This is a genomic window from Photobacterium sagamiensis, from assembly GCF_050337085.1.
Classification (GTDB): domain Bacteria; phylum Pseudomonadota; class Gammaproteobacteria; order Enterobacterales; family Vibrionaceae; genus Photobacterium; species Photobacterium sagamiensis.
The window spans coordinates 13,823-36,256 of the sequence record NZ_JAKJSP010000070.1; the positions used below are offsets into that span (position 1 = coordinate 13,823).

Genomic DNA, 22,434 nt, shown 5'->3' on the forward strand with positions numbered 1-22,434 from the left:
TGAACAGAGCCGAACTAGTGTAATACTTTCAAGTTTAGTCTTCCTTTCAGTGTGAGCATATGAATTCGTCAAAAAACAATATCACACACCGAAAGCAAGAATATGGCTAGCACTCTATCAAACGGATCCAAGAACTGAACCTTAAGTATTAAAACGGGTATAAGAAGAGTACTTTTTTATAACATGATAACCACTGTTACCGCTAAGGCACTAATCATACCAGGCCATTGGCGCTTCGCTGCTTCTAATGGGCTAACGCCGGCGATCGCAGCAGCTACAATTGTTGCACCTGCTACAGGTGACATCGCTCGACCAAAACAGCCAGCGAGTACCGTTGCAGAACCCATGTCGGGAATGGTCAACCCAAAATCAGCAGCACTTGGCGTCATAGCCTCATTAAAGGCAAATGCAGCTGCATCACCAGAACCGGTTAATACTGCTAGTGCAGATGTGCCTGCTGGGCCTAAAAGTTTAGCTAATTCTGGATAGCCAATTAAAAATCCAAGACCAGCGTCGACAAGACCCGTTGCTTTAAGACCGAATACAAATACTGCAGCAGCAATAATGATCCCAAACACGTTGGCGAACGCTTCACCCATACCGGAGAAGAATGACTTCGTCACTTCAGCTGGATTAGCGCGAGTCACTACAAATGTGTAAAGAACACCGATAAGCATTGCCTGTGGTACACCCATTTTGAGTTCAGGTACTATAGTTGCACCTAGAAGTAGAAGTACAATTGGAACGATCGGTGCAATAGCCCAAAGGAAATTAACTTTTACCTCTTCTAGCTCTGATGTCTCACCGTCAATTATATAGCCAGTATGCTCTTTTTTCACAACAGCAATAGTCGTCAACACGACAGCGCCAAGTAACATTGCAATAATCGTTGGAAGCTGATGGTTCATGATCACATCCATCGGAGAAATGCCAGCCATGTCACCGATGAACGGATTATGCGCCATACCTGGATTTAACATCGAGCCAAATGTACCACCAATAACTGCAGCAGCAGCCACCGCAGGCTGAACACCAGCACGGATCATAACAGGGATGATCGCAGCGCCAGCGGCAGCTGCAGAACCAGCAGCACTTGGCAGGGCAATATTCACTCCGAACGTAATCATTGTACCTGCCGGGATGATTAGTAGCTTAACTTTATCAATTTTAGCTGATAACAGCCGTACGAGGTGCAAATCACATTTGGTATACTTCATTACAAACGCAAAGCCCATTACCGAACAAATGGATTGTATTAGGCTTCCTGATGTCATTCGTTTGGCAAAAGCATCAAAACCGCCCAGTGGATCTAAAGCAATAAATCCCATAGCCAAACCAGAAGTAATAAGAACTAAGCGCGTCTCGTAACCTTTAACCATTGCCAAGATGGTAGCTATTACGACAACTAAAGCTAATATTTCAGTCATATTTTTTCACCTTAATTTTAGTGTTTTGTGCGACTATGACCGGCCCAATAACATTGACCAAGACCAGCATTTAAAAAATAAATTCAGATGACGTTTTACAAATTAACCTAATTCAACCAATACCACGTTAAGGAAGTACTCAATGCCCACAGGGATAATCTCATCGTTAAAATTATATTTAGGAGTGTGAAGGGCTTCACTGTCACCGTTACCAATGAAAATAAATGCACCCGGTATTTGCTCTAAATAAAATGCAAAATCTTCTGCACCACCAACTGGGGTTACGGAACTGTTGAACGCGGCACTTCCTACAGTATTCTTCGCCGCTTGTGATATCACTTCAAACTGGAGAGAAGGGTTGTAGACCGCTGGATAGCGACGGATGTAATTATATTCGATTTCACAGCCATGGACGTTAGCTGCCGCTGTAGCAACTTCCCCAATACGGCGCTCGATCAAATCACGCACATCTGGCTCATAGGCACGAGCAGTACCACGTAGTTGAACTTCTGCAGGAATAATATTCGGTGACTCAAAATTACCAGCGTTCATATAACCTACAGAAACAACACCGGCACGAGCACAATGAATGTTACGACTAACAATGCTCTGTAAGTTCATAATGACATTTGAAGTGGCAAGCATAGGGTCGGTTACTTCATGAGGCATGGCTCCGTGACCGCCGGAGCCTTTAACTTTCATTTCCCAGGTGTCACTACAAGCCATTAGTGCGCCTTTTGCACTTGCTAGAGTACCAAGAGGAATTTTTGGCCAGTTGTGTAAACCATAGATTGCTTCAATATTAGGGAAATCTTTAAACACACCATCATTAATAACGTATTTTGCACCACCATAGCTTTCTTCCGCGGGCTGAAACAACAAGTGAACCTTTCCTGCGAATTCGTTATGTTTAGATAGGTACTTTGCCACACCTAACATCATAGCCATATGGCCATCATGGCCACAGGCGTGCATAACACCTTCATTCTGTGATGTGTAAGGAAGGCCTGTTTTTTCATCGATATGTAATGCATCCATATCGCAACGTAGGCAAATTTCACGCCCTGGACTGACACCATTAATAGTGCCTACAATACCAGTAGTTGCGTACCCAGTTTTGAACGGAATATTAAGCTCACATAGAAATTCTTGAATAATTTTAGCAGTTTCAGTTTCTTTAAAGCCAACTTCTGGATATGAATGAAACCGTTGACGATATACTACCATCTCTTTTGAAATGGCTATTACCTCGCTCTTGTTAACGTCCATCTTATTTACCTTCTCCATGGCTATTATTCATTTTGTTATTAATGAGAAATTTAAATAGTTATTCTCACCACGGTTCAACATCATTAGCAACGCAGCATAGATGCCAAACATGCGATATTTACTTTGCTATAATAAGCTCCATTAGAATCACTTAATGAAGAGAATAAACCCCCATCATCCACATTCTTTATTTAACCCCATACAATGAATTATATTCACTGTATTGTGCATAAAGTTAATTTGGTTATTCTTATGGACACGACATTGTTAGTATTTCGATATCTTCTTCAATTAAAGATATTTAACTGGTTCTTTATAAACACTTAAATAAAATCAAGTCACTTACATAGTCAATGATTTCAAATTTCATGTCTTAGAAATACATCACATTTTTACCATTCAACATAAAACAATTGTTTCTGATTTTTGAGAGCATGACTTTTATTACTGGTTTAAGTATTCTTATATGTTTGCGTGATTCTCTTCCTTATAATTAAAATAACTGGTTCAGTCTTGTAGTCACGCATAGCAATCAGAGAATAAGAGCAAGTATTCTTTATCTCCCTTAATTTATCCCCTCTCACCAAAGCGTTCTGCTGTCACTTTGATAACTTCCAGCACAACATCACTTGCTGCTCTTAAGGAATTAACAGGCAGATATTCATAGATTGAGTGGAAGTTATGAGCCCCTGTGAAAATATTTGGGCATGGCAGGCCTTTTTGTGACAGAACCGCACCATCGTAGCCTCCACGCATAGGTATAGATATAGGTTCAATTCCATTACGACGATAAGCTTCAAAAGCAATATCAATTGGGAAGCGAGCATCTCCTTCGAGACTATTTGCCACGTTCTTATAACTGTCAGTCAAATCAATATCTATACATTGTTTACCCCATAGCATGGTGAAATTGTCAGCCAATTTGTGTAAAAATGCCATCCGCTGTGCATAACCTTGCTTGGTAAAATCTCGAACATCCAGTTTAAGCACCGTTTTTGCACTATTACCTTCGAGTTGCTTAACCCAGTAGTAACCTTCTGTACCATCTGTGTATTCAGGCGCTTCTCCCCCCGGTAACATAGTGATAAATTTATGAGCCATCAGCAAAGAGTTTTTCAGCTTTCCTTTAGCTGACATCGGATGAGCTGATTGTCCGTTAAAGGTTACAACGGCATTACCTGCGTTCCAATTTTCATGGACAAAATCTCCAATGCCGCAACAATCAAGGGTGTAACCAAAATCAGCATCAAATGCAGAGACATCAAAAGCTTTGGCTCCGAGTAAGCCTTGCTCCTCATCCGGAACGAAGGCAACTTTAACTATTCCGTGCTTGATCTCTGGATTCTCTTTCAGTGATTGTAATGCATTTAAAATGGCTGCAATTGCGGCCTTATCATCAGCCCCCAACAAACTTAAACCATCAGTAGTAATAATCCGATCACCTTGATATTTCGCTAGTTCAGGAAACTCGCTTAGCTTAAGGTAAATTCCCTGCTCCTGGTTTAAACAGATATCTCCACCTTGATAGTTGATAATTTTAGCCTTGGTATCTGCGGTCTGCTCTGCACTAGTATCAAGATGGCCAAAGAAAGAAACAACTGGAATGTCAGCATTGATATTTGCTGGAAATGTTGCTGTTAAAATCGCAGTATCCCGCAACTTGATATCAACTAATCCTAGTTCATGTAACTCTTTAGCGACCAACTCTGCTAATTCCATCTGTCCAGAAGATGATGGCATTACACCCTGCGCACCATTTTCTTTATTCGTTGTGGTATTAATTTTTGTATAGTTAATAAAGCGATCAACTATGTCCATAGGAACCCCATATAATTACTTACACTTCATCTATTGTAAGAGATTAAAATGAAATGAATTTGCGATTACGTTCACAAACACAATTCCAAATAAAAAGTAAAACCAAAAGAACTGGTTCTGTCACAAACATTCCATTTTAACGAATATTATTCACCAATTATTCTGACTAACCCAGAGTTCCTGGTTACTATTAAATCAACGAAACGTTTCCATTAATTTCACTTTCCCATATTATTCACACTGAATATTATGCATTACTTCCTTAAATTATCGAGAGTATTAAAGGCTCTCGTTCAACAATGCCATTAGCGAAAACAATCAACATTGCATCAAGTACTCAGCCGTTCCCTCGTCTATGATTAAATCCGATACATAGCCTCCCAATATTGCTCCTCGGGTCGCCTCGTAATTGTTTTCACCACCAGCAATAAATATACGCTGTGTGATATGACGTAGCTGAGCCAGACTGATACCAAGAACCCGTGGATCTAGCTGGCCAAGCACTGGTTGACCTTCTTTATCGTAAAATCGGCCACAAATAACACCTACCGCACCTAATTCTCTATATGCCTCCATTTCTTCGGCGGTCAAAACCCCACATCGAATCAATGGATTCTCGTTTCGGCAGCTTCCTACAACAAACAATGCTCTGTTGCATTTTGTTAAGGTAGCAAAATTAGCTCGGATGATCGGCTCTGCCTGTAACTCCATCGCTAATCGGGAGCTTGAAACAACAGCGGGCACATGAAGATTAACGCATGTTCCCGATAATTTATTGGCTATCAGTGATGATGATTCAATCGTCGTAAAATCGGGTTGAGACGGCATAGAACCTAACATCTGCAATACCGTCACATTATTAAGGGCCTTGGGCGTCATAATCTGTCCCATCTGGTGAATAGTTCTTCCCCAGGCAACCCCAACGACATCGTTATCTTGTACAACCTGACTTAAATACATTGCGCCTGCACTGGCCAGCCTTGTACGCGGGTGCATGTTCGCATCCCCTTCGGGAATAATCATGACATTTTTCAGGTTAAATTTACTTTTAATACTTAATGCTTTATCTATTGATGAAAATGACTTTTGGTCAAGATTAATTTGGACAAAACCTTTCTCTCTTGCCGTTTGTAAATACTTAACAACGGTTACACGTGATACTTCCATCACCTTTGCGATTTCGGTCTGATTCAGTCCGTCTTGGTAATACAACCAAGTTGCCTGCAATACGGGATCACCATTAAATGAATTCATTTTATTTACCAATTTTGTGCTCACTATCACGACCTATCAATTATTAATGGTGAAAAAACAAACTATGTCTCATTTCTTTTCAATCTTTCAATGGAATAATACCACCCATTGACTATACAAAAGAACAGGCAACATAACAAAAGTAAAGGTGATTTTATGTTAAAAAATATTGACCCATTGTTGAACCCCGATGTTCTCTATGCCTTGCAGGCCATGGGACATGGCGACTCGCTTGCAATTGTTGATGCAAACTTCCCTGCTCATTCAAAAGCAACTAAGCACGTTGTTTCGCTTTCTGGCAACACCGCCAGTGACACTTTAAAAGCCATTTTAACCGTACTCCCTCTCGACCAATTTGAACAGTTTCCTATAAAAACCATGAGTCAAATTGACAGCGACACCTCGTCAGAAGCAGCCCTGGATTTTACTTATATCATTGATAAAAGTGAAGAATCAAACCACAAAAGTGAACCAATTGAACGTCAACGATTCTATGAGTTAGTTGAAAAATGCCAACTTGTCATTAGCACATCAGATCTACGCCCCTATGCCTGCTTAATACTCACCAAAGGCGTCATTTTTGGTTAAGGCGATAAACTCATCTAACTCAAACGGAGATGGGAGTTCAAAAAACATACAGTAACTTCTTAAATTGATGCACTTATCACAGAACACCCAACAAGTGTCATATAGCATTTACAATTGTAAAGCACAGTAACTCTATGATTGGAGAAACAGATGCCAGAGCATCCACATAGTATTGAAATCAATTCAATCAAAAAACAATTTGGCAGTAACGTCGTTTTGCATGACATAAGTTTGTCGTTAACTGGTGGAGAAGTATTAGCACTGATGGGTGCTAATGGTGCAGGTAAATCCACGTTGGTTAAAATTCTGAGTGGTGTTTACAGTTCAGACCATGGGAGCATTTCAATCAATGGTAAAGCCTATGAGTTAGATAGCCCCAAGCAAGCTCGTGATGCCGGGATAATTACGGTACACCAAATAATTAATGATGGTGTGGTGCAAGATCTGACGATTGCTGAAAATCTTCTACTTGACCAATTATGTGATGGTCGATTTCCAACATTTATTGATAAAAATAAATTACATGAGCAAGCCAAAAAGATTGCTCAGAATGTAGGTCTGGATTTACCTCTGGATAAGCCCGTGTCTGAACTTAGCCAGGCAGAGAGGCAGCTTGTTTCTATTGCCAGAGCGTTATCAGAAAAACCCAGATTGCTCATTTTGGATGAACCGACATCAAGCCTTTCTGAAAAAGAAGCACAAAAATTGTTTGATGCTGTCATTAAAATGCGAGATCAAGGTGCTGCCATCATTTATATATCTCATCGCATGTCAGATATTAGAAAATTAGCAAATCGTATTGCAGCCTTACGTGAAGGTCGTATTGTTGGCTTATTTGAGCCACCTTTAAATTATGATGCTGCCGTTGACGCAATGCTAGGACATGCCGTAGGAGAAGTTAACCATAGTTATCAAGCCGGAAATAATGAAGTTATCTCACTAAAACAAGTTAGATTGACTAATGATTCTGAACCATTCGACTTATCGTTTAAATGTGGCGAGATTGTTGCCTTAACGGGATTACTTTCATCTGGGTGTACTAATGTCGTTGAAGGGCTGTTTGGTATGCGTGAATTTCATTCCGGTTCAATTTTATTACATGGACAAGAATGGAAACCATTAACACCCAACAATGCAATTAATCATGGTGTTTTCATGGTTCAAGAAGATCGTGGGAATAATGCTGTTATTTCTGACTTGTCAATTGAACAAAATGTTAGCTTTCCATTTCTAAAATCCTTCTGCCGCTTTGGTTTTATCAATAAGCAAAAAGAAAAACAAAAAGTTACAGAAGTGATCAACAAAACCAAAGTTAAATATTCTGACCAAACAGATTTAATGTCTAGTTTATCTGGTGGGAATCAACAAAAAGCGATGGTTGCACGTTGGATGATGAATGACTGCAAAGTGTTATTACTCAATGAACCCTTTCAAGGCGTTGATATCTCTTCGAGAAGACAAATTGGTCAGCTATTAAGAAAAACAGCCGAAAACCGAGCAACAATCGCTGTTTGTACAGATATTGAAGAAGCGCTTGAAATCGCTGATACCATACTTGTTTTTAACCACAACAACCTTGTTGGGGAACATAGGATCGACCAGGTTCACATGCCAACAATAATCAAGCAAATTGCTGCAGCACCTGAAACATTAACCAAAAATGTAATCAACAATACTATCACCGAAAGAGCTGATAAAACGGTGACGGATCCTGAACCTGTTGATAATGATAATTTAACATCTGTGGAGGCTAGTTAATGGAAAATATAAAAGAGCACGCCATTAAATATGGATTGTTAGCTCTACTTGCATTGATGGTTATTATTTTTACTGTCGCTGAACCCGCATTTCTAAGCATGATTAATATGATGATCATATTACAATCTGTATCCATTGTTGCCATTCTGGCATTAGGGGTAACAGCCACGCTTGCCGTTAACGGTTTCGACTTATCCATTGGTTCAACCGCTGCTTTCTCTATGATGACGGCCAGTTACGTGATGGTCGTGTTTGACGGTGGAACGACAATGGCTATTCTCGCAGCAATTAGTGTGGGTGTAATTGTCGGCTTAATCAATGGCTTCCTTACCGTGCAAATGCGTGTGCCTGATTTGCTAACAACATTGGGGATGATGTTCCTGCTACTCGGACTTCAACTTATTCCGACACAAGGTCGTTCAATTTCAACCGGAATGAGCATTGGCGATGGTGAAATTGCACAAGGTGCATTCACTGACACATTCCTGTTTTTAGGTCGTGCCCGTCTGTTTGACATTATTCCTGTACCCGTTGTGATCATGCTTGTACTTGCTGTTATTACTTATCTGTTTCTAGAACGCACACGTCACGGTCGCGTTATGTACGCTATCGGTTCTAACGAGCAAGCATCACGCCTTGCTGGCGCTCGTGTAAAGTTCTATCGGTACGTTGCGTATGTTATGTCTGGAGTGTACGCCTCAATCGGTGGGATCTTACTTGCAGCTCGAATCGGCCGAGGGGATGTCAGCTCTGGAAACTCTTTACTTATGGATGGTGTTGCGGGTGCATTGATTGGTTTTGCCGTGCTTGGTGCAGCCCGCCCGAATGCCCAGGGTTCTGCCATTGGTGCACTTTTTGTTGGTGTCCTGCTAAATGGCCTAACCATGATGAACACTCCTTATTACACCCAAGATTTTATCAAAGGTCTCGTGCTGGTCGCGGCACTAATGTTTACCTTCGGCTTGTCCAATAAACGCACATAGTTCAAAAAAGGATTATTAGAATGAACAAAACTCTGAAAGTACTTACTTTATGCGCTACTGCTGTTGGCCTTATTGCAACAACAGGTGCCAGTGCGGAAACAAAGTCCCCGTTTGAGGGTAAAAAGATGAAAATCGCCCATGTGCGATACTTATCACAAGGTGATTTTCCAGAGCTTTATCTTAAAGGTGTTAAGCGCCAGGCTGCAGCACTCGGATTAAAACTCGACGTATACGATGCCCGACAAGATGCATCCTTGCAACGAAACCAATTAGAACAAGCCATTATGAAAGGTTACGATGGTATTGTACTTCAGCATGGTTTTACCGAATCACTGAAAGACCTGGCCGATATGGCTGTTCAAAATGGCATTAAAGTTGTCGCTTTCGACGTTAATGCAGACAATCCGGCTATTCCGCAAATCAATCAGGATGACCACGAGATTGCACGTTTATCACTTGAACAAGCTGTAAAAGATAATGGTGAAAAATGGAAAGCAGCCTATGTCTATGTGCCGGGCATTCCACCACTTGATCGAAGAGATGAAGTTTTTAACGAATTCAAAAATAAGTACCCAAATATTTCTGAAGTTGCTCGATTTGGCACAATGAATAACCCTATCCCGAATATGGTTGCTGACCAAGCGGCGGCGGTATTCCGTGCAAATCCGGATATTACCGTAGCCTTCTCGCCATACGATGAGTTCGCCAAAGGGATCAAAATTGCTGTTGATGAAGCCGGGTTAAGTAAGACGGTCAAAATTTACAGTGCCGACATCTCTAATTCCGATATTCAAGCAATGCGTGAACCTAATAGTGCGTGGGTTGCAACTGCCGCGACGAATCCTTCTATCATGGGCGAAGTAAGTGTTCGGGCGCTTGCCATGCTGCTAAATGGTGACAAAGTAAGTGCTAATGTTGTCGTTCCGCCAGTATTGGTAACACAGGGCACACTTAACGAAAATAACATTAAGAATATGGATGACTTGGTTAATAAAATACCTGAATTCTCAAGTTCTGATGTACTAACTCCAGATTGGATGCCTCTGCCTTAAACGAAGCTCAATTAATATCAAATACAGTGGCGGCGTTCTGCCGCCACTTAAATAGAATTAATCAGGAAGGTTGCTATGACGCTAGAAACGCCTGTCGGTTACAAAGCTCAGACTATTGAATCACTACCCGGATACTTAAAAGAACATTTACCGACTAAATTACATCTTGGTGGTGAGCCTGAAACGTGGGAAATTAATGAAATCGGTGACGGTAATTTAAATCTGGTTTTTATTGTTAGTGGTAAAGAAAAATCAATTATCGTTAAGCAGGCACTGCCTTACGTTCGAGCCGCTGGTGAAAGTTGGCCGCTATCTCTTACACGTGCATTTTTTGAATTTAATATATTAGTTGAAGAACGTAAACATGCGGGGGGTGAATTAGTTCCTGAAGCTTATTTCTATGATGAACAAATGGCATTATTTGTCATGGAGTTCCTGACACCTCATATCATTCTTCGCAAAGAGTTAATTGCAGGGAAAAAATTCGAAAATCTATCAAACGATGTTGGAGTTTTCCTAGCACGAACACTATTCCACACCTCTGACATTGGTATGGATGCCGCTGAAAAGAAAACATTAGTGTCTCGCTTTGCTTTGAATCACGAGCTGTGCAAAATCACAGAAGATTTGATCTTCTCTGAACCTTATTTCGATGCTGACCGAAATAACTGGACGACACCTGAACTCGATAAAGATGTTGCTGCTGTTTGGCAAGACAAAGAAATGATTCAAGTGGCAATGAAATACAAATATAAATTCATGACCGAAGCACAAGCATTGGTTCATGGCGATTTACACTCTGGTTCAATCATGGTCACCGAAACTGATACCAAAGTTATTGATCCTGAATTTGGTTTTTACGCACCAATGGCATTTGACATAGGTAACTATATTGGCAATTTGTTCATGTCGTATTTCTCACAGGATGGCCATCAATCAATTAAAGCGACCTGTGATATTTATAAAGAATGGTTAGTGGAGCAAATCGAAAAAACCTGGACAGTCTTTGAGTCTGAATTCCGGACCCTCTGGCGAAATAAACAAATTGGTGATGCATATCCAAATTCCATTTATCAGGATAGTCAGCATGATCATACATTGCTTAACGCTGCACAAGATGATTTCTTTCGTTCCCTATTTATCGACACGTTAGTTAATGCAGGTTTAGAAATGAATCGCCGTATTATCGGATTTGCTGGCGTCGCTGATTTCAAGCAAATTGAAAATACTGAACTCCGTGTTCAATGTGAGCGTCGTGCATTAAAGTTAGCGCGTCAACTCATCGTGAATGCAGAGAGTTTTACGAATATTGAGCATGTTGGTAAGTTCGCAAGTCAGTGCTAAGAGGTTGTTATGAAAATTAAAGGCAAACATTACCGTTCAGTATGGGTTTCTCAGGATGAACGTACGGTTGAAATTCTTGACCAGACAAAACTCCCTTTTGAACTCGAGATCATTCAACTCCATACGATGAATGATGCTGCGACCTCAATTAAAGATATGTGGGTTCGTGGTGCTCCACTGATTGGTGCGGTAGCAGCGTACGGCGTGGCGCTTGCCATGCGTGAAGATAACAGCAACGAGAATCTTCAAAATGCCTATGATGTTCTCATCAAAACACGCCCGACAGCCGTCAACCTAAAGTGGGCCCTGGAGCGTATTTGTCCGGTTCTTACAGATACACCACCAGCCGACCGTGAAGACACAGCGTATAAACTTGCAGCTGAAATTTCAGATGAAGACGTTGAAATCTGCCGGCAGATTGGTGAAAACGGTTTAGCCATTATCAAAGAAATTGCGGCAAAAAAACAAGACGGCGACACGATTAATATTTTAACGCACTGCAATGCAGGTTGGCTGGCGACGGTTGATTGGGGCACAGCGCTCTCGCCTATTTATATGGCACATGAAGCTGGTCTTAACATTCATGTTTGGGTTGATGAAACGCGCCCACGCAACCAAGGTGGGTTAACGTCATTTGAGCTTGGCAGTCATGGGGTTCCCCACACTCTTATTGCAGATAATGCTGGTGGGCATTTAATGCAGCATGGCCAAGTTGATATGTGTATCGTCGGAACCGACCGTACAACAGCTCGTGGTGACGTCTGTAACAAAATTGGTACTTACCTGAAAGCACTCGCTGCAAAGGCTAATAATGTACCCTTTTACGTTGCCCTTCCTTCTCCAACTTTAGATTTTTCTGTCTGGGATGGTGTTAAAGAAATCCCTATCGAACAACGGTCCGGCGAAGAACAATCACATGTATATGGAATAGATTCTGAAGGGAAGCGTAATTGGGTTAATACTGCGCCAGAAGGTACAACCTGCGGAAATTATGCGTTTGATGTCACCCCGGCTGAATATGTTTCAGGTTTAATTACAGAACGTGGCGTCTGTGATGCCAGCCCTGAAGGACTGAAGACATTGTTTCCTGAATTCAATTAATTTCAAATCAAACATTGTCTAAGCAACCCTCATTCAATGGGGGTTGTGTAAGACAATATTAAATAGGTTAAATATTTAATATGGAAAGAATCAATTYATCCCGCTCAATAATAGATACTTGTATTGAGATGACCCGATTAGGCCTTAATCAGGGAACGTCAGGGAACGTCAGTGCCCGTTTTGATAATGGTATGCTCATTACCCCAAGCGGTGTTCCCTATGAAGAAATAACTGAAGATAAAATCGTCTTTGTTAGTGCTGATGGCAAATTTGAAGAAGGTAAAGTACCTTCTAGTGAATGGCACTTCCACCTGTCTTGTTATAAAGCACGACCTGAAATGAACGCAGTCGTTCACAACCACGCTGTTAACTCCACGGCAGTATCGATTTTAAATAAGGCGATCCCTGCAATTCACTACATGGTGGCAGTTTCAGGAACAGATCATATTCCTTGTATCCCCTATTCGACTTTCGGAACGAATGAACTTGCAGATAGTGTAGAAGCCGGTATCAAACAGAGTAAAGCATTAATATTGCAACATCATGGAATGATTGTTACCGAAATCAACTTGAAGAAAGCCTTATGGTTAGCACAAGAAGTCGATGTGCTGGCAAATCTTTATCTAAAATGTCTAGCTGTAACAGAAAATGTTCCCGTGCTCTCTTCTGAAGAGATGAAAATTGTATTAGACAAGTTTAAAACATATGGCCTACGTGTCGAAAAATAATAGTGGTGACCACTATTGGGCTTGCTCGTTACCCCATCGAAGCATTCCGTAAGTAATTTTATCTACTGATTCATATCCTACCTGGCAGTTCACTCTGTCAGGCGCTACTTAAACTGACAAACCTACGCTCGAAAACTTCCAATTGCCTGCAAAACCGACCTCTTTACGACTGGGATAATGCTTAATTTTCGAGATCCTGTCTATGAGACATCTTTCAGCATACATTTGTCAAAAAATTTATACTGTGTGGTGTCATCTTTTTTGGCCTCATACATCGCCATATCTGAGAACCTAACAATATCTTCACTATTTGTAGCATCATCTGGAGAGATCGCGATACCAATACTCGGTGAAATTTTAATAGCCTCAGCTTTCATAATAATAGGTGACATAAATGCATCTAAAATATTTTTAGCAATGTTATCGACTTCTGATACATTATTTATATTTTTTAATAGAATTATAAATTCATCACCACCGACACGGAAAACTCCATCACCGGAGCGTACCGAACTTCTTAATCTAGAGGCTGTTTCTTTGAGTATAATGTCACCAACGTCGTGACCAAATGAATCATTTATATGTTTAAACTTGTTCAAATCTAAGAAAAAAACAACAACTTTCGAGTCAGTCAAACTAGACTCTTCGATCGCACTATCGATTTCTTCAAAAACCGTCGCTCTATTTTTTAATCCTGTCAGCTCATCATGAAAAGCTTTGTGGCGCAAAGTTTGTGTTCTGTTATGTACTTTTTCACTCATGCTATAAAAGTTAGAGAGCAGAATACCCATCTCATCATTCGAGACAACATCTGGTATTTCAACTTTTTCTCCCTCTTTCATTTTAGCAGTACTAGAAAGTAATAGATTCATCGGCGTGAATAGTCGATTATTTGTGAACGAGAATGTAAATATCGCAAACAGAGAGAAAAACACTATCTCAACAACAATAGAAGTCGTTATCCTCCCTCTAATTTCTCGAAGACCGCCTTTTCTTTGCTCCAGTAATATCTCTTCCGCATGAATAAACTCTTTAATGTCCTCTCTTATTTTGTCCATATAGAGTTTACCTTTGTCCATCAGTACTATTTGACGAGCTTCTTCTATGCGGTTTTGTTCTGCAAGCATAATGGTCTGAGCTAGTTCATCATTCTTTAGCTTTATATTAGCTTCGATTGTGCTTAAGCGCTCTTGTTGCTCAGGATTATCCAAAGTTAACTTTTTCAGTTTTTTTAACAGGATTACTGACTCCTGCTTACCGGAGTAGTATGGTTCTAAGTAAGAAGAACTCAGCGTTATTAAATACCCTCTTTGCCCGGTTTCGGCATCCTTCAGGGTCCCTAGCAAGCGTTGCGAAGTGTAGAGAACCTTATCAGTATGGGCCACCCATTGGACTTTATCTTCACCATTTGACTCTAACATTAAAGTGAAAACTGAATTCCCAATGGACGTAACAAACAGAATAATCAAAAGTATTGTTAATTTTAAACGTACGCTCATCTGATTTTAACCTGCTTCCTTGCTTATGCCGTATTTTGGACAACGGCACGCCAATTAACTGATGAACAGGCATACCCAGCCCTGTAACTTTGCATATGTCCTTGAACCGGCCCAATTTCTCTGCGAATTGAACGTTCTAATCCAAGAGTCCCAGTTATGGGCAGGTAACACTCTACCTTTATTCTGTTCCAAAGCGCTTCTAGCTGTCGGTACACAGAAGGACGATTATGACAACATAATCGATATAATCAACATGATCATACTGGCGGAGTTCATTGTTCCGATGTATGCAATTTCCCAAAAATCAGCTAGCTTGATACCTCCTGATAGCGGGAGTTGCGCAATATTTGGGTATATACCCAAGTTACCTCAAGATGCTCGTTTCAACGAGAATTTCCAGGTACTAAGGTCAGGCGCTGATTTGCAGATATAGTCGCTCTACATCAAAAATCAGCAACGCAACATTAGTGACTGGAAAACTCGCCCTTCGGGAGTGACCCAGCCAGCCCACTTCTGTGTCAAATGCACTCGAAAGGACCCGTCATTCCTTCGCACATTTTCCTTGAATTGAACTGGCTGGTATCACTCTGAATCCGGCATCTTGAGGTAACTTGGGTATACAGGCAATCAAGTCGGGACTTGTACGGAAAACAGGAAGAGGCTGAATTATATTCTATATTTTAACTATAGATGCGTATTGGGTCACTCCGTTGTTATCACGCATGAAGCCAAACAATGTATAGGAACAACCAAAAACTACGAGGCCGCCATGCATACATACTTTTATCTAGATATTGAAAGCATTGAGAGTTTATATTCACAGACTGCCGACTCGGAGGAATCAACACTTAATGCAAAGCACCACTCAACCACGGAACAAAAATTGGCTATACTCCTCAAACTTCTGAAGAAACAAGGCAAATTGTTGAACTCTTTGGACGAAGCTCTCGAGAAGGCAAAAAAGGCAGAGGCAGAACCTATATATTTTGAGTTTGTAGAAAATTGTTTAATCCCCAAAAGGAATGAATTTGAGTCTGCTGACGAGTTCTTCACATACCTTCATTACACGCAATTTATTGAATTCACATTTGGCCGACATCCTGATATAGAAATGACGGGGAGTCTCTACAAGTTCAAGCACGCAAGAAAAGAAAAAACGAGAAGTATACTAAGTCCCCATCTTCAATTAATTATGAGCAGTGGAGAAGTTAAAATGAAAGGCTTTGCCTTACTTCATTCAGCGCCTTGCTACGTTAAACCTTTTTATTTAAGTAGCATATGATCGCTTCGGAAACTAAATCCAGTATGTCGGAATACACATGGCCGAAAACAAAGGAGTCACGTCAGCCCTGTCACCGCCTTTAGACTTTGATGAGTTCTGCCGGATGCATAGATAATGCGGCGTTCAACCAACTGAACTAAGAGGGAATTATTTGGAGCGGGCAGCGGAAATCGAACCCGCATCAGCAGCTTGGAAGGATTATACCCACCCGTACTTTTGCACCGTAAAACGCAAGAATAAGGCAAATTCGTTTAAAGGAAGCACAAACGGTATAAAATTTACATCAGATAAGGTCGGAGCAGTTCTGTTACATACAAAATGCTTCACGATTAGCCGTACATTTCTTTTTTCTCTACCATAAAATACTGTTAGTATTACCAACTTTACTTATTGTCGACCGTGACATTAACAGGCAGTGACCGTTGTTGGGAGTGAACAATGCCAAGAGTTAGCCAAGCTGTTGCAGCTAAAACCAGACAAAAAATCATCGAAGTATCCTTTGATATTGCGATGAATGACGGCTTTGATAACCTAACATTCAGTACGATCGCCAAAAGAGTGGGTATTGCTCGATCAGGTATTAATGCGCACTTTAAGTTGAAAGCTGATTTAATCAATGAGTTAACACCATTGTTTGCCGAGATAATTGAGCGCCCATTGATCTTCACTTCACCGGATGCGTTCTTTACATCATGGGTTTACGCTATCCACCATGAACCAGAGTTTGTCAAAGCCATCAGCCAATCAGAGGCTATTATCTCACCCAAAAAGGGCGTTAAAGGTTTATTTGGCAAGATTGCCGGCGACCCTAAGGAAGTTGAACGCTGTATCTATCTAAGTATCGGGTACGCGGTTGTGCACTTATCGCAAGAAGAGCCTGAATTCGCGGAGCAACCAAATAAGGAATTGCCCTGATCAATATTAACTATGATGTTTTTTTGTTCAGCACAGGCAAATACTGCTCGCACCTCAGAGGAGGTATTACTCCAAGTTAATTGAGGCTGATTTCTCATGATTAGCTTAAACATTGCTTATCGACATTCGCTCGTTTAGTTATTTGCCACCACTACTGTTATCTTTGGGAATAGGCATGTGTTACTCGCAAGGTACTAAAGCGCGAATATGCCCTCATTAAGTATCAACACGCTCAGCGGCATCAGTGCATTGTTGAACAGCCTGTCTTGCTGCCTTACGGGCCACGGGCGAAGCAATATCTGGGTGAAAATATGGTGAAGGCTTCATCACCGATTAATGACGTAATCCTACCGGAAAGATACATGCCCAACACATCATCAGATAGCTTACTTGTCGGCAAGGCCAAAGGTGCACTGCTCGGCCTCGCACTGGGAGATGCACTTGGCACGACTCTGGAATTCAAGCCTCCAGGGACGTTCGAGCCTATCACTGACCTGTAGGGAGGCGGCCCCTTCGGGCTTAACCCAGGCCAGTGGACAGACGACACATCGATGGCACTCTGTCTGGCAGACAGCCTGCTGGCGACAGGTAAAAACGATCTCGCAGACCAGATGTCACGCTATGTGCGGTGGGCCAAGGATGGCGAAAATTCATCAACTGGCAGCTGCTTTGATATCGGAAACACCGTTAGGCAGGCTCTGGATACATTTCTTGCAACCGGCAAGGCCAAGGCAGGCCGTGATGATGAGTACAGTGCAGGCAATGGTAGCCTGATGCGGGTTGCCCCGATCGCCCTGTTCTATCATTCCAAGTCGCTTCCCGTACTGCTCAAGGCCGCCGCCGATGCCAGCATGACCACCCATTCCGAGCCACGCTGTATCCAGGCGTGCCAGCTTTATTGCTACTACCTGCAGAGGCTACTGCGCAGCCCGGACACACCAACGAAGGCAACCCTGCTGCTTAAGCTGGCCAAGCCAATGCAATCTAAGATCGAGAACTGGCACCCACAGATCAAGGCCATTGCCGGGGGCGGTTTTACCCGTAAATCCGTATCACAGATCAAGGGCAGCGGCTTTGTGGTCGAGTCACTGGAAGCGGCACTGTGGTGCTTCTGGCACAGCGACTCGTTCGAGCAGGGCGCCCTGATGGCGGCAAACCTCGGTGATGATGCCGATACCACGGCGGCTATCTACGGCCAGCTTGCCGGTGCCTACTACGGCTATCAGGGATTGCCGCAAAGATGGCTCGACAAACTGTATTGGCGGGCACACATCGAAGATCTGGCACTGATGCTGGTCCGGTTCCCGACCCGGCAGAAAATTAGCAAGTTCGTACAGTTAAACCACGAGTGGATAAATACGCTCAACGAGGATCAACCATTGTCTGATTCTCAGCAACAGCAGGCCAACAACCAATTCTTTGCCGCTCTGGCTCACTACGATATCTGCATAACGGGCCTTGACTGGATACACTGGTTCGAGCGCAGCCGACTCAAAGAGCTAACAAGGCCCCAGTTACAAGAATGGATTACTACTGCCGGCACGGGACAGCTACTGGCCTATCTAACTGCGCTGGTACGCTCCGAGCGGTTCTGTCGTGGAACCATCGCCGAGAGCATAGCTCTGGGCACACTACAGGCAGTTATTTCTGGACTGAACGGAAAGGCCGACAAGACATGAGCCAGTCAATCGAGGGTTGGATTTACCTCGATAGCGTCACGGCTAGCAACGATATGCCATGTTTCAATTTTCATTGTTGCCCTTACAAAAGCTTTACTACATTACAGAGCCAAAAGATGACGGCTCCTGAATTGGGCATCCCAACCAGTTAACGGCCGAGTCCTGCTGGTTCAAGCTCCCTCGCCGATATATTCAATATTACATACTGTTCCATAACTATTGTCCCTTCAACTTATAAACTTCACCAAAATCACTACATCGGTAAACGCAGCTTATACCTATCAACTTTTGTCACCAGCGACGATGGATCCGTACAAATAAATTTCCTTGGCAGTTAATACAGATCATCCAAGCCACTTATCCTTTAGAACACCGCACTTGATTGCCTTTCCTAAGCCTCCTTGTTTCTTCATGCGGTCGAACTCTTTGAACTGTCCATTAGTAACACGGCGCTTAAAGGCTTTGGTTCGTTTAGCCACGTTGTACTTATCAGCCACCTTCAGGCGCATGATCTTCTTTTCAGGCATATTGATACGGCCCTCTAACTTGCACATATCAATCTGAGCAAAGATGGTGCCGATATCTTTCGCTGATTTAGCCATTGCTGGCGCGGCCACCAGCGACGAAAGTAGAATTGTAGCGATAATTGTCTTTTTCATTTTTGTTCCCCTTTAATGGCCACTTGTTAGCGGGCCTAAATATTTGTTTTGTTATTACAGCTTCATGTAAGGACACATTTCAGTAATACCAACACTAACTGTTGAACTGTCGTCGTACACGCATACTTTCCGAGAGCCATTTATATAGCTATTTGTAAGATTTGCCGCTGTTGCTGTGCATGAAACCGCTAATAGCACTAGTGCGATTAATTTGTTCATTTTGTGCCTTGTCATAATTTTCAATGAATTACTTTTTACGTTGAGCTTTCATTCCGTCGCTCTGCGCTTGATATCCCTAATGAGTTCAGCGCCCTTTACCAAAACCTGTTGCTGGGAGTGAGTACCATGAATCCAATCACGCCAAGAACTAAGACTAGAAAGGCATCAATAACCAAACTATTCACCTAGTACTCTTTCACATAAATTATGAATAGTTGAAGCCCCTAAACATGTCATCCCGGAATAGAGGAACGAGATATCCGGGATCCAGTTCAAACGTGTGCCCCTTAGATTCCGTATAAGTTCGTTCCTCACTTTACGGAATGACGTAGTTTGGTGACTGAACTCGTCAAAACTGCTGCGATCCCATAACCGACGCCTAGCGCCATTGCAAAAACTACTGCTACTTTCATTTGTCTTGGCCCTCTTGATTTCTCTCTTAACGGTTAAGTGAATAGTCTTATGCGTTTCGCCTGGTTAGTGTTGAGGGGGCTAATACTAACAATGAATCAGACCAAAATAAAGTACACTGACCATTATTTTACAGTGAGACTCATTTTAGCCAAATGACGAGAAATAACAAAAAGAACTGAGTTGTCGTTCACGTTGAGTTAATTAAATAATATGTATAGTTCAGCAACTTGACTGTTAACGGACTGAAAAAATGAAAAAAGCAATTCTAGCAATTCTAGCAATTCTAGCAATGGTGATCTCTTCCGCGGTTTCTATCCAAGCTATGGCTGAGACAAGGAGTATTGAAAGCAATGAGCTGGCTCATCAAAGTTTTAAACCTAACTCCGAGGAAGAGCAAAAAAACTGGTACAGATCTCTTAGAGTTGAAGATTGGGTTCAGCTTGGGGCAGAAGAAACGGATTTGATTAAAACTATGAACCGTATCGTTCCACATGGAGACAGCGATCTAAAAGACCAGTACAACGAGGATAAGTCAGGATATTGGACTTATGAGTTTTCTATAACCGCAGATAAAGTAGCAAACCTTGCGCATGACGCAAAACAATTCCAAAGAGCATCCGCTCTATGTCTTGTAGCTAGCTAGCCTAACCTTCAAAGACCAAATGAGATATTTGCGCTAGAAAAATCAGTAGAATTCTATATGAAAGCCGCAATTGCTCGTGGTGATGATGCAGAGCTCGTATGGATGAATAGAGAGGACGGGAAGAAGATCCCTGGAATTCTTCATAAACCAATTAATGCGAAAAAAGGTATGCCGGCAATTATTTGGTCTGGTGGCGTAGATAAGACGTTGGTTGAGCATAGAGAAGATATTAAGCCTCTTATAGAACGAGGTTATGCGGTTCTTACATTTGACATGCCGGGGGGAGGGCTTGATTACCGCAACAGCATGGAGTTGGGTAAAGAAGATTAAGCCAACAGCCCACCTTAAAAAGTGGGCTTATTAATTGCTATTTGTTAAACGGACTATCTCCGTAATCCTCCCACGACTTATAAGGCGTGGTTAACTCCTGCTTACCTCGCCAACACTCCCGAACGATCAAGCTTTTGCACTCAGCCGTATCTCTATGCTTATTAGCTTCAGCAATACCAATAAGGCGGCTAAATGCTGGCACACGTTTGCGCTTTGACAGGTTAAAACAAGGGTAATCACCCTCTAGCCCTAGCATGAACGCCGCTAGAATGACGTCAGTTGTTGATACGTACCGACCGCCCCATTGCTCAACGCAGTGCTTTAAAGTTGTATAGTCTTTAACTTGCTTAACAGTTCGTTTTTGTGCGTCTAACCATTCGTAAGCAATTCTTACGCAATCGTTATGCTCATGATGTGGCAAATCGTCACACCAAGACAAATAAGATCCGCTTGCTCGTCTTGATATGTTCGCTTTGGCTCGATGTATGTCACCATCCGTTATTCTATGCTTAGACACTGTTTTCTTATCCCTCTTGTGTTAAGTTGCCAGTAAAATTATAACAGACGGTGTAAGTTATTCGTGATCATTAAAATTGCACAACAGCACTTCAAATCGACGTGTTTTGCAATATCATTTTTCTTAGATGAGAACCCACTCAAATTCACATAACTCAGCACTCCCGTTTGCGACTCAACCCGCATAAGACGTTAGGTGTGGAGATCTTAGACAGGTACCGTTCTGTCATTATCTGGGAAAGTGAAGCTAAGGTAACTGGGATTTAATTACTATAGAAAAGATAGAAAAGGGCCATACCTACGAATAGCGATAGGTATGACCCCTGTTACCAAAGCAGTTGAAAAGGAAGCGCGGTAACTAATAGTTTGGCTAGGTTTTATAATATATATTGCAACATGACGGGGAGGGATTATACGCAACAATTTATAATTAACTGAGCCATTCATCACATAACAGATAATAGCGGATGGTGACAAGTATTTTAATGCGAACTTTGAGCGTAAATTCCCCTTGCCGAGGTTGTTGCAAAAAATTAAGTCTCAGCTCAAAATCCCATTTCTCTCGTTTTAAAGCTGGTCAATCGAGCAGCATCTATTACTGCTCGATTGATGTAGTCTAAATATCCATACCTAGACTGCTTATTTCTTTGTCGAAGAGCGTACTTATTGCAATCTGAATTTGCCAACAACAGATTTCAACTGGCTGTTCGCAGCCGCAAGATGGCGTTGTTGACTAAATCAGGGAACTCTTTTGCTATTCAGTGATCAGATCATCTATCACCGGTGATTTAGGTATCAGCAATGGGTAAGTCGAAGAACAAAATTACAAACTGGAAGAAGTACAACAAAGCGTTGGAACAACGTGGTTCAATTACATTCTGGGTTGATGACTCTGCTATCGACTCTTGGAGATGCACCGAACATCACGGCAGGCGTGGTCGTGGGTTCCAGTATAC

The 22,434-nt window shown here is 41.9% G+C and carries 19 protein-coding genes and 2 pseudogenes; 14 read left to right on the top strand and 7 right to left on the bottom strand.

Annotated features, from left to right (window positions below; translation table 11 throughout):
* Window positions 1-176: 176 nt before the first annotated feature.
* The 4 genes from dcuC to L4D76_RS25490 form a co-directional block, all read right to left on the bottom strand.
* Window positions 177-1,427, bottom strand: a complete 1,251-nt coding sequence (dcuC, locus tag L4D76_RS25475; RefSeq protein WP_428443666.1) for a C4-dicarboxylate transporter DcuC — start codon at window positions 1,425-1,427, stop codon at window positions 177-179.
* Between the two features lie 102 nt (window positions 1,428-1,529).
* Window positions 1,530-2,714, bottom strand: a complete 1,185-nt coding sequence (locus L4D76_RS25480; protein WP_428443667.1) for an amidohydrolase — start codon at window positions 2,712-2,714, stop codon at window positions 1,530-1,532.
* Window positions 2,715-3,266: 552 nt separating this feature from the next.
* Window positions 3,267-4,514: a peptidase T gene (gene pepT, locus L4D76_RS25485; protein ID WP_428443668.1), complete on the bottom strand. Its 1,248-nt coding sequence runs from the start codon at window positions 4,512-4,514 to the stop codon at window positions 3,267-3,269.
* Between the two features lie 318 nt (window positions 4,515-4,832).
* A complete protein-coding gene (locus L4D76_RS25490) occupies window positions 4,833-5,768 on the bottom strand; it encodes a sugar-binding transcriptional regulator (protein WP_428443669.1) in 936 nt (311 codons plus the stop codon).
* A gap of 156 nt (window positions 5,769-5,924) precedes the next feature.
* On the opposite strand from L4D76_RS25490, the gene L4D76_RS25495 reads away from it, so the two are divergent.
* From L4D76_RS25495 to L4D76_RS25525, 7 genes are all read left to right on the top strand, one after another.
* A complete protein-coding gene (locus tag L4D76_RS25495; RefSeq protein WP_428443670.1) occupies window positions 5,925-6,356 on the top strand; it encodes an RbsD/FucU family protein in 432 nt (143 codons plus the stop codon).
* Window positions 6,357-6,506: 150 nt separating this feature from the next.
* Window positions 6,507-8,114 (top strand): sugar ABC transporter ATP-binding protein, encoded by a 1,608-nt coding sequence (locus L4D76_RS25500; RefSeq protein WP_428443671.1) that lies wholly within the window; start codon window positions 6,507-6,509, stop codon window positions 8,112-8,114.
* Window positions 8,114-9,097 (top strand): ABC transporter permease, encoded by a 984-nt coding sequence (locus L4D76_RS25505; RefSeq protein WP_428443672.1) that lies wholly within the window; start codon window positions 8,114-8,116, stop codon window positions 9,095-9,097. Before L4D76_RS25500 ends, L4D76_RS25505 begins: the two co-directional genes overlap by 1 nt.
* Before the next feature lie 20 nt (window positions 9,098-9,117).
* Window positions 9,118-10,149 carry a substrate-binding domain-containing protein gene (locus tag L4D76_RS25510; RefSeq protein WP_428443673.1) on the top strand — a complete coding sequence of 344 codons (1,032 nt, stop codon included), beginning with the start codon at window positions 9,118-9,120 and terminating at the stop codon, window positions 10,147-10,149.
* A 75-nt stretch (window positions 10,150-10,224) separates the two neighbouring features.
* Window positions 10,225-11,493 (top strand): S-methyl-5-thioribose kinase, encoded by a 1,269-nt coding sequence (gene mtnK, locus L4D76_RS25515; RefSeq protein WP_428443674.1) that lies wholly within the window; start codon window positions 10,225-10,227, stop codon window positions 11,491-11,493.
* Between the two features lie 9 nt (window positions 11,494-11,502).
* Window positions 11,503-12,594 (top strand): S-methyl-5-thioribose-1-phosphate isomerase, encoded by a 1,092-nt coding sequence (gene mtnA / locus L4D76_RS25520; protein ID WP_428443675.1) that lies wholly within the window; start codon window positions 11,503-11,505, stop codon window positions 12,592-12,594.
* Between the two features lie 80 nt (window positions 12,595-12,674).
* Window positions 12,675-13,322: an L-fuculose-phosphate aldolase gene (locus tag L4D76_RS25525; RefSeq protein WP_428443676.1), complete on the top strand. Its 648-nt coding sequence runs from the start codon at window positions 12,675-12,677 to the stop codon at window positions 13,320-13,322.
* Window positions 13,323-13,522: 200 nt separating this feature from the next.
* Here the strand turns inward: L4D76_RS25525 and L4D76_RS25530 are convergent, their stop codons facing one another.
* Window positions 13,523-14,821, bottom strand: coding sequence for a CHASE3 domain-containing protein (locus L4D76_RS25530; RefSeq protein WP_428443677.1), 1,299 nt, complete (start codon window positions 14,819-14,821; stop codon window positions 13,523-13,525).
* A gap of 769 nt (window positions 14,822-15,590) precedes the next feature.
* Between L4D76_RS25530 and L4D76_RS25535 the strand changes: the two genes are divergently transcribed.
* The 4 genes and pseudogenes from L4D76_RS25535 to L4D76_RS25550 all read left to right on the top strand — a co-directional run bounded on the left by L4D76_RS25535 (window position 15,591) and on the right by L4D76_RS25550 (window position 18,697).
* Window positions 15,591-16,103, top strand: a complete 513-nt coding sequence (locus L4D76_RS25535; protein ID WP_428443678.1) for a hypothetical protein — start codon at window positions 15,591-15,593, stop codon at window positions 16,101-16,103.
* A 438-nt stretch (window positions 16,104-16,541) separates the two neighbouring features.
* On the top strand, window positions 16,542-17,018 hold the full coding sequence (locus L4D76_RS25540) for a TetR/AcrR family transcriptional regulator (RefSeq protein WP_428443679.1): 477 nt from the start codon (window positions 16,542-16,544) through the stop codon (window positions 17,016-17,018).
* 362 nt (window positions 17,019-17,380) lie between these two features.
* Window positions 17,381-18,304 (top strand): annotated as a pseudogene (locus tag L4D76_RS25545) (ADP-ribosylglycohydrolase family protein); the annotation flags it as partial.
* A gap of 3 nt (window positions 18,305-18,307) precedes the next feature.
* A complete protein-coding gene (locus L4D76_RS25550) occupies window positions 18,308-18,697 on the top strand; it encodes a DUF6508 domain-containing protein (RefSeq protein WP_428443683.1) in 390 nt (129 codons plus the stop codon).
* 344 nt (window positions 18,698-19,041) lie between these two features.
* Here the strand turns inward: L4D76_RS25550 and L4D76_RS25555 are convergent, their stop codons facing one another.
* Window positions 19,042-19,356: a hypothetical protein gene (locus tag L4D76_RS25555; RefSeq protein ID WP_335668648.1), complete on the bottom strand. Its 315-nt coding sequence runs from the start codon at window positions 19,354-19,356 to the stop codon at window positions 19,042-19,044.
* Between the two features lie 883 nt (window positions 19,357-20,239).
* Here L4D76_RS25555 and L4D76_RS25560 point away from each other — a divergent pair.
* The gene (locus L4D76_RS25560; protein ID WP_428443680.1) at window positions 20,240-20,632 is read left to right on the top strand and encodes an alpha/beta hydrolase; all 393 of its coding nucleotides are present in this window, start codon (window positions 20,240-20,242) and stop codon (window positions 20,630-20,632) included.
* Window positions 20,633-20,689: 57 nt separating this feature from the next.
* Window positions 20,690-20,962 carry an alpha/beta hydrolase family protein gene (locus tag L4D76_RS25565; RefSeq protein WP_428443681.1) on the top strand — a complete coding sequence of 91 codons (273 nt, stop codon included), beginning with the start codon at window positions 20,690-20,692 and terminating at the stop codon, window positions 20,960-20,962.
* Window positions 20,963-20,999: 37 nt separating this feature from the next.
* Here the strand turns inward: L4D76_RS25565 and L4D76_RS25570 are convergent, their stop codons facing one another.
* On the bottom strand, window positions 21,000-21,479 hold the full coding sequence (locus L4D76_RS25570; RefSeq protein ID WP_428443682.1) for a hypothetical protein: 480 nt from the start codon (window positions 21,477-21,479) through the stop codon (window positions 21,000-21,002).
* Between the two features lie 800 nt (window positions 21,480-22,279).
* Here L4D76_RS25570 and L4D76_RS25575 point away from each other — a divergent pair.
* Window positions 22,280-22,434 (top strand): annotated as a pseudogene (locus L4D76_RS25575) (IS5/IS1182 family transposase); the annotation flags it as partial.